Below are 14,709 nucleotides of genomic sequence, written 5' to 3' on the forward strand. Positions count from 1 at the left end.
GGACCTGCACCCGCATGGGCCGCAGCGCAGCGAAGGAGGCCGGAGACCGGTTCTTTTGTCTCGCGATGAAAAGCGCCCATCTGGGCGCGGTGGAAAAGAACCGGGCGCAGGCCTTGCGGGTCCGGTCCGTTTGCCGTCCGGTCGCCCTCCCAAGAAGGCCGGGGTCGCGCGTCTCTCAGACCATGGGGCACCTTTCTTGCTGGTCCCAGACAGGGTGCACTAGCTGGACGCGTCGTCGTTCGCTGTCAAAGCTGTAGCATTCAAGAAGCGCGCAACGTCTTCCGGCGCGATCTGGACTCGGAGCGAGTTTCGGAGGGCATCGCTTCCAAGCAGGCGAAGATCGTCGTTGAAATCACTAAGTTGCGGCGACAGGGGGATAGCCTCGATGCCCACCTCTTCGGCGCGTTGGGTCAGGCGAGCCGATGCACCATCACCGGCTGGATCGTTGTCACGGACAATATAGAGGCGTCTAAGGGACGGCGGGAACTGGATGGCGGCAAGATGGGCAGCGGACAGCGCTGCGGCCATCGGCAGATTGGGCAGGATCATTCTGAGCGACAGCATGGTTTCAATGCCTTCGCCCGCCGCTAGGACATCGCTTGCGGTGCCAAAACGGACAGCGTAGCCAAGCAGATTACCCATCGCACGGCGGGGCGTGTCGATTGGGGCCTTGCCAAGATTTGCGTTGGAGAAACCTGTCGGATCAAGCCACGTGCGATGCGCGCCCGTGATCCCGCCATCGAGATCGGTCACTGATGCAATGAGTGCGGGCCAGGTTTCGGTCTCGGAATGCGGATCGGGACGGTAGTAGCAGCGCGGATGAAACCGCAGGCTCGCTGTGTTGGACGATGCCGCCAGCCCGCGATTGCGCAGGTATGCTTCGGCCAACGTCCCTGCAATCGCTTGCGACATGGCAAACAGCCGTCTGGCTGCTTTCGGCGATCCGGTCGGTGCGGGATCAGAGCGGGAGGCTATGTCGCTTGGGCGTTCTGGCCGTGGTAGGCTGAGAAATCGCCGGGCCTCTTGTGCGATATCGGCAAAATCGATCAATCCGCAGCTTTCCCGGATGATGTCGAGCAGATCGCCATGCTCTCCGGTGGCTGCATCGGTCCATTTCCCTGCAGCACCTTTGCCGGAAGGTGGGCCTTTGAGGCGCACAAACAGGGAGCGTCCAGGCGTGTTGCGCGCGTCGCCAACCATCCAGTAGTGGCCTTCGCGATGTCCGTTTGACAGGTAGTACCGACAAACGTTCGCTGCCTCGCGCGCGAGCGCTTCGGTCAACGCGGCAATGGATTGGGACATGACGCTACCTCCAGTGAAAAAGGGGCCCACCTCGCGGCGGACCCAGTGGGGAGTAAAATGTCATTCCGTGGCGGTGCACAGCTTGTCCTGCCTCTTCTCGTCAGAATCGCAGGGACCATCGCCCGGGTCGATAGCCCAATTGCCGTCATTTCGGCGCTCCGCTGCGACTGAGGCCATTGTTGGCGTTTCAATTGTGCGGCGTTTGGCCTCCTGGGCGGCGAAATCGAAAGACGGTGTGGGTGTGGTGTTCGGTTCGATCATCGGCTTGCTCCTGTTATGAACGAGGAAGGACCCGGCGCGAGGGCCGGGTCCATGGTTGGGTTGGAGGAGAGCTGATCTACTCGGCTGCGACCGAGTCGACCTGAGGCGCATCTTTCGCATCAGGCATATCCGCTGCGTCGATGGGGCCGTGGGTGCCCGTCTTGGCTGCTGCTGGCTGATCTGCTTCAGGTGCTGTGGCGCTGTCGCTTTGTGTGCGCAATGGTTCAGGCAGCCAGCCTGTCCCGTTCAGCAGCTCTTCGGCGGCTGTCACCATCTCAGGCTTCTTCAAGCCCGCGATCCGGTCAGCGGCATCGTCTCCTTTGGCCTCCCGCACCGCTTCGAGAATCTGCGCCTTGGTCACGCGCGACAGGTAGGCCTCCGCCGTTGGTGTCCAGCCCACTGCGGCCATGTCGAGCCTCAGCGCAGTGGCCAGAATGTCGGCATGAGCAAGTGCCCCAGGGCGGCGATTGTAGGCCTCATGCGCCGCGTTGAGTGTCAGCGAAACGCAATGGGCGAAGAGGGCCTGCCGGGTGTCGCTGTCGAAGTCGATCAGCACGTCCCAAAGGTCTTCCGGAGCCTTGGGCAGGTGCTTGGCCCAGTTCTCTGATCGTGCCTCAATGGCCTGAGCCGAGGGGGTATCGGCCAAACCGGGGGCTTGGGCGGAGAAGGCGGCACTGCGCGGGTCGATCTCGATGCAGCTGTTGACGCCGTAGCGGTAGAACAGCTTGAGGGTCAGCACATGCAGGGCTGCCACGAAGGCGATATTTGGATCGCCTGCAAGTGCGTCGCGCAGGGCGAGCGTCCGATGTGCCGTCAGTTCCGTGACGAGGCGGTCGGAGAGCGGTTTGATGCCGTCGTCTTCGTTCTCCTCGTCATGGGGTGCTCCCGTTTCAGGATCAATGTCGGTGTCATCAACATCCGCATCAGCTGTATCCCCATCGGATTGATCATCCGAGGGAAGGGCCGGCTCGTCTTCTGGACGCACATAGCCGCGTTCGACGCGCAGCCGCCCCGAACTGTCGATGCTGACGAAGGCCCCGGCGATTGCCAATGCTTCCTCCTCGAAGCGGACCGGACGATCCTGCAACGTCTCCATCGCCGTCTCGATCTCGCCCAACCGCGCATCGACCTCGTCTGGCAACTCCTCGGCATCGGCATGATCTGCCTCAAGTTTCTCGAACTCCGTCTTGAGCGCATCGTAGGTCGCCGCTTCCTCGTCGGTCATCGGTTCGACCTCACCCGCCATGCGCCGCATGCCGTAGGTGTGGCCATAAGGAAAGTCGGTATCCACCTCGACCCAGTGCCAGCCTTCGGCCTGAACGGTCGCCGCGTCTTCGCGCAGTTTCTCGGCGACCATCAGATCGAGCAGTCCGGCATCCTGCAGCCAACCACCATCATCGGTCTGGAACAGGTCGCGCAGGATCGCTCCACCCGCATCCACATAGGGGTCCAGCCCGACATATTGCGCGCGACGGTCGGAAGCGCGCACCGCTCCCTCGGTCAACATCCGGCGGATTTCATAGGGCTGCTTGGAATAATGCCGCTGCAGCGATTCCCAGACCTGTTCCTGCCGCTCATGATCGGGATTGACGGTGAACGCCATGAGCTGGTCGAGGGTCATTTCTTCCTCGGCATAGGCGTCGAGCAGGGACGGCGCGACGGCGGCGAGTTTGAGCCGCTGTTTGACGATGCTGGCTGAGACGAAAAAGGCCGCAGCAATCTCTTCTTCGCTCTTGCCCTTCTCGCGCATCGCCTGAAAGGCGCGGAACTGGTCCAGCGGGTGAAGCGGTGCGCGCTGGATATTTTCCGCCAAGCTGTCTTCCTCGGCGAGGCCGTCTGTGCGGATAATGCAGGGCACGGGTGCCGTGCGATTTAGGCGCTTTTGTTTGACCAGGAGTTCCAGCGCACGGTAGCGCCGCCCGCCTGCCGGGATTTCGAACATGCCGGTCTCGGTGCCGGTCTCGTCCAACACGGGCCGCACCGTCAGGCTGGCCAAAAGGGTACGCCGGGCGATGTCCTCGGCCAGCTCCTCAATCGACACACCGGCCTTGATGTGCCGGACGTTGGACTGGCTGAGCAGGAGCTTGTTGAAGGGGATGTCGCGCGAGGCGCTGAGGGTGATTTTCTGTTGCTTGGTCATCGGGGTTCTCCGCGACGGGCCGGTCGGGAACCTCTCTCGACCTTTCAAACCCGTCACGAAAAACCCGGCCCACCTCTTCCTCTGGGGAAGGGACGGACCGGGGCAATCTGGGTACGACGTTGTTCAGGCAGCAGCTTCCAGCAGCTTCTTGGCGCGGGTTTCCATCTCCAGCCGCGCGTCTTGCTGGGGTTTGTTGCGCGCGACCGCCGTGATGCCCTGCACGAAATCAAAGACGCTTTCGGGCGGCCGGCCTTCTTCGGTCAGGACGGTGTCGATGATCGTAGATGCTGCTGCTTTCGAGAACCCGCGCTTGCGCAGAAAGTCCGACCGGTCGTCGTCTGATCGCGCGACGATCTTCTCCCGCGCGGCACGGATGCCGTCGATGAAGGGCGCGGGCGATGAGTTGGCGAAATTCGTGAGGGCAGGGGCAACCTCATGTGCGAAACGGCTGGCGGCGTATTTCGAGTGGCGGATCTTGATCTCCTGAAAATCCTCGACGCCCCAGAGGTTGCGGTTCTGGCAGACCGCCCGCAGGTAGAAGCTGGCGATGCCGAGCGTCTTGGCGCCCACCTCGGAATTCCAGCAATAGAATCCCCGAAAGTAGAGGTCGGGCGAGCCGTCGGGCAGCAGCCCCGCCTCGATCGGGTTGAGGTCATCGACGAGGAACAGGAACACGTCGCGATCGGAGGCGTAGAGCGTCGTTGTCTCCTTCGTCACGTGCACGCGCGGGTTGTAGATGCCGGTCGACCAGTCGAGCACGCCGGGGACCTTCCAGCGCGTGTCGCCCGTGCCGTTGCCCGCGATGCGCTGTACGGCGGAGACCAGTTCGTGGTCGTAGATGCGCCCATAGTCGGGGCCGGTGACGGCACGCAGTTCCGTGCGCCCGTTCGCGACCTCCATGGTCTTGATCTGCTCTGCCCGGTGGTTGGTCAGCCCGTACTGCAAATTGATGCCCGCCAACGGTGCGGGCAACTGGCGCAGATAGGCGGCTGGTGCGCCGACAATGCTCGACAATTGTCCAAAGCTCCAGTGCGTCGGCGCGATTGGTTCATCCGTGCCCGGCAGGACAAGGCCCAGCTTCTCCGGATCTTTGCGATTGGCCTCGACCCGGATCGCCGCACTCTCCACCGTGCGCGTCCGGCTCCGCTCCGCCCGGCCCTTGACCGAGGCGAAGAGATCGTCGAGCGACATATACCGCTCGTCATGCGGACGCGAGAACCACTCGGACGACACGCGGTCCACGTTCTGGCCGCGCGACACGTCCACCTTGTAGCCGCCGCTCATGTCACGCCCGGTATCGATAATCTCGGTATTCATGGGTTTTCTCCCGCGACGGGCGGTCAGGAGCCTCTCTCTCGACCTCCAAACCCGTCACGGGAACAGCCTCCACTCTCTCCCTCCGATGGCTTTGGGGGATGAACGCTTCCTTTTTGGAACTCTGGTTGTTGAACTCAGATGTCCGATGCTTGTATACAAATTTCGGACAACTCACTTCCATCATGTCCGAAATCATGCTACAGATTTCGGACATGGACCATGCATCAACAGACCTAAAGAGTAATATCCTGACACGGATTGCGAATGGCAACCCGCGTGGCGTCTGGACACCGCGGGATTTTCTGGATCTCGGCGAACGTGATGCTGTGGACAAAGTGCTGCAGCGACTGACGCGGGCAGGGGCTCTGCGCCGGGTGGATCGTGGCCTCTACGATCAACCGTCGACCAATCGCCTGACCCAGAAAGACAGTCCGGCAGATCCCCGCGAAGTGATTGATGCCATCGCACGCCGAGATCAAATACGCGTCCTTGTCGATGGAATGACGGCGGCAAACGATCTGGGTCTCACCAATGCTGTCCCAGCAAAGGTCCTAGTGCATACCGACGCCCGATTAAAATCGATTTCGCTCGGCCAGCTCGACATCGTGTTCAAACCGACAGCTGCCAGCAAGCTCTATTGGGCCGGACGGCCAGCTATGCGCATTGTGCAGGCTTTGCATTGGCTACGGGATACAATGGGGCAAATTGAAGACGATCGGGTGCTGATCCGCCGCCTGACGGCACTTCTCAATGATCCAACGAAAGGCAAGCGCCTTCGCGACGATCTAGAGGACGGGCTGACGACATTGCCGAGTTGGATGCAAAGCTTGTTGCGCCCGATCCTGGCAGAGCAGGCAGGTGCTGCGTGAACCCCGCGTTCAACAGGATCATTTCTGCGGATGATGAGACACGCCTTGGCCTCTTCACGACAACAGCACAGCGTTTGGGCACCACACCGCAGAATGTCGAAAAGGACTTTTGGGTCTGTTGGACCCTCGACGCGCTGTTCAATGGATTGCCGGACGGGCCAAGGCTTCTGTTCAAAGGCGGTACGTCCTTGTCAAAGGGGTTTGGGCTGATCCGCCGGTTCTCGGAGGATATCGACGTCACAGTGTTCCGGGACGATCTGGGAGAAGCCGCAACCATAGAAGAGCTTGAGGCTTTAAGCGGCAAGAAGCGCGCCAAGGCGCTGGATGCGATCAAGGCGGCGTGCGAAACTTATATCCAGGGCCCGTTCTCTGGCGGGCTGAACGAGATTGTTTCGGACGTTGCCGGGCGAAACGGTCTCGATGTGGCTCGGTTCTATATTGAGCCTGATCCAGAAGACAGCCAAGCGTTGTACCTGCGGTATCCAACCGCGACACCTGATGATGCCTACATCGCCAAGGCTGTCAAAATCGAGTCCGGTGCAAAATCGGCGCTTGATCCCAATTCTGTGCGCAGCATAAGTCCCTACCTTGAGGAAGACGTTCCGGATATCGATCTGACCGTCGGCAACGTCACTATCGTCGACGCTGAGCGGACATTTTGGGACAAGATCGTGATCCTGCATGGCCTGCGTCGTTGGTTCGACGCACGTGAGGAACTGAAAGGCAGTGGTCAGCGCGTGTCGCGACACTATTACGATACCTATCGACTTCTAGGATCGGACCTAGGTGAGAGGGCTTTGGCGGATCGCGCGCTTGGTGCCGATTGCGTCGCCCACGCGCGCATGTTTTTCAACCGTCCGGCCTTTGATCTCGTGACCGCAGTTGCGCCGACATTTTCCATCAGTCCCGTTGGAGAAATGCTCGATGACCTACGCCGCGACTACCGCGCGATGTCGGGCATGATCTTCGGGGAGGCGCCGCCTTTCGATGCCGTGATCGAGCGGGTTGCTGATTTGGAACAAAGGCTCAACACAACGCCGACGGGGTCGAAGGGCGTTTTGGATGGAAATTCATGATATTTGCAACAGTTCGGGACGTTCACGAAAACAAAACCAAGGGTCTGGCGCTTATATCAGGTGCAAAACACAGTGTGATTGTATGGTGGTTCCCATGCCTTGCTATCTAGCAACGAACAGCACCAAGAGGCGTATTTTGTTGAAAAACTCGTGCTTGATCGTCGGGTGAACTGCTGATTCAATTCCCGTATCGGGTGGGAGGATTGAGGATGCTGGGACCGAAGCAGGAAGCACAAGCGGCGCTGTTCTATGAGTTCTCGCTTGAAGATCATGTCCCCCAAGATCATTTGTTGCGGTCGATTGATCGGTTTGTTGATCTGCGCAGTATCCGTGCGCATCTAACGGATTTCTATAGTCATACAGGCCGACCATCGGTTGATCCGGAACTGCTGATCCGCATGCTCTTGGTGGGCTACTGCTTTGGCATCAGGTCGGAGCGGCGTCTCTGCCAAGAGGTGCATTTGAACTTGGCGTATCGCTGGTTCTGTCGTCTCGATCTGAATGACCGTATCCCTGACCATTCGACCTTCTCCAAGAACCGCCATGGACGTTTCCGCGAGAGCGAACTGCTGCGTCATCTGTTTGAGACGACCGTCGCGCGATGTATCGCGGAAGGTCTGGTGAGTGGCCAGCGCATGGCCGTTGATGCCAGCCTGATCGAAGCTGACGCCAACCGACAGTATTCCGCGCCAAAGAACGAATGGGACCCGGCGCGGATCGATGTGGACGCGGCACCCCGCGCTGTTCGTGAGTATCTCGATACGCTGGATGCAGCCGCTTTTGGTGCTGCGAGTGAAGTGCAGCCCAAGTTCACGTCCTTCTCTGATCCCGCCAGCCAGTGGACGGCGGCCCGCAAAGGCCCTGCCTTCTTTAGCTATTCTGACAATTATCTGATCGACACGGATTACGGTGTCATCCTGGATGTTGAAGGCACCCGTTCGATCCGGCAAGCCGAGGTTGGATCGACGGAGACCATGCTGACGCGGGTCAAAGACAAGTTTGGCCTGGTTCCCGACTGGATGACTGCTGACACCGCCTACGGCTCCGGCCCGATGCTCGGCTGGCTCGTGGATCGCAAGATCGATCCTTACATCCCGGTAATCGACAAGGCCGGACGCCCCGACGGCACTTGGACACGCACAGACTTCGAATGGGACGCTGAGAATGATCAATATGTCTGCCCGGAAGGTCACGCGCTCAAACAGTTCCGCCGGAATTACTCTGATCCAAACCGGGGACCGACGGGCAAGGGCACAGCCCGCTATCGCGCGTTGAAGGACGTTTGCAAGGCTTGCCCATCCAAGCAAAAATGCTGCCCCAACGCTGATGCGCGTAAGATCACTCGCGAAGAGCACGAAGATGCGCGGCAGGTCGCCAGAGACTTGGCCAAAACCAAAGAATACCAGATCGCGATAAAGCTCAGAAAGAAGGTCGAGATGCTCTTTGCTCACCTCAAACGTATTCTGGGGCTAGGACGACTGCGATTACGAGGACCATGTGGCGCAAATGACGAATTCCTCCTCGCCGCAACCGCCCAAAACCTCCGCAAACTAGCTAAGATATTTCCTGCACCGCAGCAACCGGCCAAAGCCTGATAGAAAAGGCGCTCGCGCTCGGTTTAGACCGCCACTTTCTGCGCTCGCAACACGTTGTTTTTCCACAGAATCGGCGGAAACCGGTCATTCGCTGCGGGTGCAAGATCTTTGAGCCATGCATATCTCAGCGGACATTGAGCTCGCCGTTGTACTCGAGCCGCGCCCCACGATACGTGTCTTACTTAGTTGCCGTTTGGCAAGCGCCTGATTGCACTATGAATCTTGAAAAACCAATGGTTTATTGCTGGCCAAGAAGTCAGCGTTAGAGCAAACAACTTTGAAAGCAGTAAAGTGGCAAAGTTTCACATCAGAGCGCGAACCATTGACCTTCTTGGTCGACAGCAAATCGCCAACATATCTACGGCAATAAGTGAGCTCTTCAAGAATGCTCATGATGCTTATGCCACTACAGCTGAAGTCGACTACTTTCGGGACGATGGACTATTTGTCTTGAGAGATGACGGTCTCGGGATGACCAAGCAAGCTTTGAAGATCGCTGGCTCACACTTGGGACTGACAGCAAGGTAGGATCGTTTTCGGGCTTAAAACGTCCACCAGTTGACAGCGCAAAAGACATTCGTCCGCTACTTGGCTAAAAGGGCATTGGACGGCTAGCAATTGCTGTTATCGGCCGACAAGTGCTTGTACTGACCCGTGCAAAAGTCGATGGAAAAGCTGAGGACAGCATTACCGCGGCTTACATCCATTGGGGCTTATTTGAGCTACCTGGGATCGATCTCGACGAAATTGTTATCCCACTTGAAACTTTCAAAGCTGACACCTTGCCGAACCTTGTAGACGTGCAAGAGATGGTGTCCAAAGCTCGGGACAGCCTGGAAAGCCTAGCAAGCCGGATAGACGAAAAGGTTGCAAAGTCTATCCGCAACGATATGGACGCTTTCAAAGTAGACCCTCGAGATGCGTCAACCTACCTTGGGCAGCCTTCTTTCGATTTGAACGGTTCCGGAACTCATTTTTACATACTGCCTGCAGATGAGATCATCCAAGACGATATTGATGATCGGGACGAATCCACCAAGGCAACAAGGTTCGAAAAAAACCTCATCGGCTTTACAAATACCATGACACCGGAATTCCGGAAGCCAAAGATCATAACAAGGTTTAGAGATCACGTAGACGAGGGAGAGCCTTTAGAGAGAGTCGGCGAGAAAGCATTCTTTAGTTGTAAAACACACGACTTGATCTGACATTTCTGCTCTTCTGGAGCGCAATCAAGGAGTGTCGATCAATGACAAGTATTCAAGAGAAGATCATCAAGCCGAAGCTGGGGCTGTTGGAACTGGCCAAACAGCTCGGAAGCGTGTCGCAGGCCTGCAAAGTGATGGGTTATTCGCGGGACAGCTTTTACCGGTTCAGAGAACTTTACGATCAGGGTGGCGAAGAAGCCCTGATGGATCTCAGCCGCCGCAAGCCGGTGATGAAAAACCGCGTGCCAGAACATGTCGAGAAGGCGGTCATCGAACTGGCCATCGACAACCCGGCTCTGGGTCAGAAACGGGCGTCGTGGGAGCTGCAGCAGAAAGGCATCATGGTGTCATCGTCGGGCGTCCGGTCGATCTGGCTGCGTAATGATCTGGAAACCATGAAAAAGCGCCTCAAGGCCCTGGAGGCCCGTGCCGCCCAAGAGGGTATCTTGCTCACCGAGGATCAGTTGGCCGCGCTGGAAAAAGCCAAGGCCAAGAAAGAAGCCCATGGCGAGATCGAGAGCCACCACCCTGGCTATCTGGGCAGCCAGGACACCTATTATGTGGGCACAATGAAGGGCGTCGGACGCATTTATCAACAGACCTTTGTCGATACCTATGCCCGCGTGGCGATCTGCAAGCTCTACACTGAAAAGACGGCAATCACCGCGGCCGACTTGCTGAACGACCGCGTGATCCCGTTCTTTGCAGAGCATGAGATCAGCCTGCTGCGCGTCCTGACAGACCGGGGCACGGAATACTGTGGCAAGGTCGAGAACCACGCCTACCAGCTTTATCTGGCCGTCGAGGACGTGGACCACACCCGAACCAAGGCCAATTCTCCGCAAACAAACGGCATCTGCGAGCGGTTCCATCGCACCATCAAGGATGAGTTCTACGACATCGCATTCCGCAAGAAACTGTATCGGTCAGTCGAAGAGTTGCAGGCCGATCTGGATGCGTGGCTGGCAAAGTACAACGAACAGCGGCCACATTCGGGACGTCACTGCTATGGCAAAACACCTATGCAGACCTTCCGCGAAACGCTACACATCGCTGTCGAGAAGACGATCAAAACGCACGACCAATCGGACAGTGCGCAACCCGTTCTCAGCGTCGCAAGCTGAGATGTCCGTCAGATCAAGTCTGAAGTTTTACACTTTAGTCCCGAAGAGTTCAAGCAAGTCGACCATCATATTCGCGGTCGCTTCGATGAATTCGGTCAGTTTCGTGGGAAGGTTGGCGTCTATCAAACATTGCCCTCCGAATATGTGCTCAACTGGTCAAATACAGACGGTAAACCGACTAGTTGCGGCCCTTTTGACTTTTCAATCGCAGTGATACAGCCAACGCCAACGGACTCGTTAGTTGATCCAACCGAGCACGCCAAAATCCGAAGAAAACTTGAACGACATGGTGGAGTCTACATCTACAAAGATGGGGTCCGAGTTCAACCATATGGCGGTCCTGACTTCGACTTCCTCGATGTTGAGCGCCGGCGAAACTTGCGAGCAGCAACAGCCTACTACTCCTTCAGAAATATCATGGGGGCGGTCGAACTAACATCACGAGACAACCCCAACTTGGTAGAAAAAGCAGGGAGGGAAGGTTTTCGTGAGGATAAGGCTTACCGGCAGTTTCGAAGTATTCTGATTAACTTTTTCATACAGTCGGCGGCAGATTTCTTCCGGGAAAACGGCAAATACTCTGAAGAATGGACTGAAAAACGTTATGAACTTCAACGCCTCGATGAAGTTCGAAAGAAGCGTGAGAAACAGTCCAAAGGCAAGAAAAACAGGTTCGGTGAACAGCTAGAGAATTTCTTCAAGGTTATAGACTCCGGACAGTTGCCAAAAACCATATCTGATACGGTTGCAGGCTTTGAAGCGGACGTGCTTTCCGAAATCAATAGCAAGAAGGATCCAAAAGCCAAGGCACTTGCAATTGGCCGTCTGGAGGCTGAGGCGAAGTTGCATCTTGACCAACTTCGTAAGGAGCATGCTATCTCGAAACCGCGAGGTGTTGGTCTAAACACTGAACTACGCAACAACTGGGAGGCCTACCAAGCAGAAATGGGCCGGCTAACGAATGACTTGGTGTTGCCTGCCGAGAAGACGATCGAGAACATCGTCACAACGACTGTAAAGAAAAACAAGCTGAACCTTGAGCCTGGGCTGCGACTGAATGCTGCCGTACAAAAGCACACGAAAGAGACTCTTTCGTCTATGAAAACTCTCCGGACGCAGACGGAGGAGACCCTCACCGACCTGACACGCACAGTAAGGGATACAACAAAAAACAGCTTTCGGAACGTATCGAAAGTCGTTGATGAGGTCCTCGCCGAACTTGAGGCTGTTAAAGGTAAGAAGCAGGCAGAGTTCGATTTTTCAAAACAGCGGGAGGCTTTCGAGACCTTGGTAGCTGACGCATTCGAAGAAGAGAGCGAAAAACTGCGGAAGATCTACAGTCAACTCGAAGCTGTTCTCTCATCAACCCAATCCAGCGGTTCGGATATGGTCGAAGTCACTGAAGCACTGGAAGAAGAAGTCGTCGCGCTTCGCGAGCGACAAGAGGTCGATTTCGAGCTCGCCCAAATTGGGATGGCGCTTAACACGATTAACCATGAATTTGGAAAGACGGCTGGTAGCTTGCGAGACGGCCTTAGACGCATGAAATCTTGGGCCAATGCCAATCCTGACATGAAGCGCCTATACGACGACATGCGCGTCAACTTTGATCACTTGGACAGCTACTTGGCATTGTTCAACCCACTAGACCGGAAGCTTCAGTCGACAGCCGTCGATATCAAAGGCAGTGACATATTTCGATTTGTGTCTGACTTGTTTGAAAAGCGGCTTAAACGTCACAATGTTCGGCTCGTCGCTGATGAGGGGTTTAAGGCTCATACTCTTCATGGGTTTCACGCGGACTTCTATCCTGTCTTCGTCAACCTAATCGATAATGCGATCTATTGGGCCTCCAGTGCGAGAAACGACGCGGGCATCATTGAACTGATTGAAGACAATGGCGACCTTTGTGTCAGAGACAACGGTCGTGGAGTGAGTAGCATTGATGTCCGAAACATTTTTGAGCTCAGCTTTACTCGAAAGCCGGACGGGAGAGGTATGGGACTGCATATTTCAAGGCAGGCGCTTGGCCGGCTTGGTTACGAACTGAACATCGATCCACCAACCCCCAATTCTGGTGCCTGTTTCCGTATCTCAAAGATGTCTCAATAGAAGATTTGATCAGATGAATTTTGCCGACGACCAATACAAAGCCGCCAGCTCCTTCGCGTATACAATGATCGTGGTTGACGACGAACCTGTAGATGACCCTGTCGAACCAGAACCGGCTCTTGAGGTTAAGACGCCTGGTAGGCGCGATGTTGCGGCCGCCAAGAAGGTTGATCAGAAACCTGAAGCACAACGCTCACATCCGCTAGACGCAAAAGGATTGATAAAGAGTGCCCTAGACTTGGGGCTTGTCTGCTCGGTTGTTAATCCGACTGGTGATGAAGGTAGTGTAGCAAAAAGTGTCGCTAAGGCCTCGTTGAGAGCTGATATCGTATCCTTAGACTGGCACATGAATCACGGTGATGATGGCGAGCTAGCATCCGAGATTATTCAGGAAATTCTTCATGGGGATGAGGCCATTGGAGGACGCCTGAGATTGATTGCGATCTATACCGGCAACAAGGATAAGGGAGCCATCCTTGAAAAAATCGCTGAAAGGCTCAACGCAGCTGAGGAGATCGCTGGCAAAGTTACTAAGACAGGTGATGTCCTTACCAACTCGTCAGGTTTACGTATAATTTGGCGTGAAAAATCGATGGGCAATGAAAAATTGGCGAATGCCGTTTCCGAGACGCAACTTCCAAACGAGCTGTTGAAGGCATTCTCAGAGTTGTCGAATGGTCTACTTTCGAACGTCGCGCTCGCAACGATCTCCTCGATGAGAGACACGACGCATCATGTTTTGAGAAAATTTTCGTCAGAACTCGATGGTCCATTCTTTCACCACCGCGCACTCCTTAAAAAGTCCTCCGATTCAATGGATTATGCAGTTTCTGTCGTAATGAGCGCGTTGAAGTCGGAGGTGGATAAGTCAAAAGTCACGTCGAAATATACAACAGTAGACGCAATAAAACGTCGCTTAAGTCAGATGCCTCAGAGCCCTGAAAATTTCACACTCCGGTACTCGAAAAAGGATCAAGAGAAGGAATTTAAGCTGCATATTGACGATGTCATTTCAATTATGGAACGTGGTTTTTCCGCTTGGCCAGATAAGGACAAGCAAGCAGCTGTTGGGCGGCAACTGGATAAGCAAGCCAGCCCAATGCCGCCAAAGGATGCGTTTTCCAAGAGTTTTTCTACTCTTTTCTGCGATACCATTGAGACGGCAAGTTTTTCCATGCGGCAGTTCTCGTTCTTGACTAACTCTCAGTCAAGCGAGCTCAGTATGGTACATCGAAAAGCACCGCCAAAATTGGGGCTAGGATCAGTCATTTTCTCGGATGCTGACGGTGGCTATTTTTTATGCTTACAAGCGACCTGCGATACTGTTCGTGGGGCTGGATTATTTTTCTTCGTACCGCTCGAAGTCGTGGATAGTGATACTCCTGATATCGTTGTTCCTCATGGAAGAAATGGAGCGCTTATCAACTACGTGGGCCTTTCGGTTCCGCCAAAGTGCTACACCAAATCCCTGTCTCTCGATTTTGGTGTGATAAACGATGCCATAGGGCATATCCCAATATGCTATGATGAGCAGAGAGAGATTTACCATGTCCCGGATGCCAACAATACGGACTACCGCTGGCTCGCAAATCTTAAGTACAAGCGGGCACTTAGAATTGCGCAGAATATGAGCCAGGAAATCTCTAGGATCGGCTTCGATGAATTCGAGCCATTTCGAAAAGGTTAGCTGCCACCAAGTCTGGGG

The 14,709-nt window shown here is 55.7% G+C and carries 12 protein-coding genes; 8 read left to right on the forward strand and 4 right to left on the reverse strand.

Features of this window, described 5'->3' with window-relative positions:
• Positions 1–219: 219 nt before the first annotated feature.
• The 4 genes from AABB31_RS01930 to AABB31_RS01945 form a co-directional block, all read right to left on the reverse strand.
• Positions 220–1,302, reverse strand: a complete 1,083-nt coding sequence (locus AABB31_RS01930; protein ID WP_342076096.1) for a toprim domain-containing protein — start codon at positions 1,300–1,302, stop codon at positions 220–222.
• Positions 1,303–1,362: 60 nt separating this feature from the next.
• Positions 1,363–1,563: a hypothetical protein gene (locus AABB31_RS01935; RefSeq protein ID WP_342076095.1), complete on the reverse strand. Its 201-nt coding sequence runs from the start codon at positions 1,561–1,563 to the stop codon at positions 1,363–1,365.
• Positions 1,564–1,639: 76 nt separating this feature from the next.
• Positions 1,640–3,703: a ParB/RepB/Spo0J family partition protein gene (locus AABB31_RS01940; protein WP_342076094.1), complete on the reverse strand. Its 2,064-nt coding sequence runs from the start codon at positions 3,701–3,703 to the stop codon at positions 1,640–1,642.
• 123 nt (positions 3,704–3,826) lie between these two features.
• Positions 3,827–5,020 (reverse strand): DUF932 domain-containing protein, encoded by a 1,194-nt coding sequence (locus AABB31_RS01945; RefSeq protein WP_342076093.1) that lies wholly within the window; start codon positions 5,018–5,020, stop codon positions 3,827–3,829.
• Positions 5,021–5,118: 98 nt separating this feature from the next.
• Here AABB31_RS01945 and AABB31_RS01950 point away from each other — a divergent pair, with 98 nt between their 5' ends.
• The 8 genes from AABB31_RS01950 (at position 5,119) to AABB31_RS01985 (ending at position 14,691) form a co-directional block, all read left to right on the forward strand.
• Positions 5,119–5,889, forward strand: coding sequence for a DUF6088 family protein (locus AABB31_RS01950; protein ID WP_342076092.1), 771 nt, complete (start codon positions 5,119–5,121; stop codon positions 5,887–5,889).
• The gene (locus tag AABB31_RS01955; RefSeq protein WP_342076091.1) at positions 5,886–6,965 is read left to right on the forward strand and encodes a nucleotidyl transferase AbiEii/AbiGii toxin family protein; all 1,080 of its coding nucleotides are present in this window, start codon (positions 5,886–5,888) and stop codon (positions 6,963–6,965) included. The genes AABB31_RS01950 and AABB31_RS01955 overlap by 4 nt, the downstream gene beginning before the upstream one ends.
• Before the next feature lie 209 nt (positions 6,966–7,174).
• Complete coding sequence (locus tag AABB31_RS01960; protein WP_342076090.1) at positions 7,175–8,560, forward strand: IS1182 family transposase; 1,386 nt, start codon at positions 7,175–7,177, stop codon at positions 8,558–8,560.
• Positions 8,561–8,782: 222 nt separating this feature from the next.
• Positions 8,783–9,088, forward strand: coding sequence for a hypothetical protein (locus tag AABB31_RS01965; RefSeq protein WP_342076089.1), 306 nt, complete (start codon positions 8,783–8,785; stop codon positions 9,086–9,088).
• 110 nt (positions 9,089–9,198) lie between these two features.
• Complete coding sequence (locus tag AABB31_RS01970; protein ID WP_342076088.1) at positions 9,199–9,768, forward strand: hypothetical protein; 570 nt, start codon at positions 9,199–9,201, stop codon at positions 9,766–9,768.
• A gap of 41 nt (positions 9,769–9,809) precedes the next feature.
• Entirely contained in the window at positions 9,810–10,892 is a 1,083-nt protein-coding gene (locus AABB31_RS01975; RefSeq protein ID WP_342074941.1) for an IS481 family transposase, read from the forward strand.
• Between the two features lie 210 nt (positions 10,893–11,102).
• Positions 11,103–13,004 carry an ATP-binding protein gene (locus tag AABB31_RS01980; protein ID WP_342076087.1) on the forward strand — a complete coding sequence of 634 codons (1,902 nt, stop codon included), beginning with the start codon at positions 11,103–11,105 and terminating at the stop codon, positions 13,002–13,004.
• A 13-nt stretch (positions 13,005–13,017) separates the two neighbouring features.
• The gene (locus tag AABB31_RS01985; protein ID WP_342076086.1) at positions 13,018–14,691 is read left to right on the forward strand and encodes a response regulator receiver domain; all 1,674 of its coding nucleotides are present in this window, start codon (positions 13,018–13,020) and stop codon (positions 14,689–14,691) included.
• The last annotated feature ends 18 nt before the right edge of the window (positions 14,692–14,709 follow it).

It is taken from the genome of Yoonia sp. SS1-5, assembly GCF_038443705.2.
GTDB lineage: Bacteria > Pseudomonadota > Alphaproteobacteria > Rhodobacterales > Rhodobacteraceae > Yoonia > Yoonia rhodophyticola.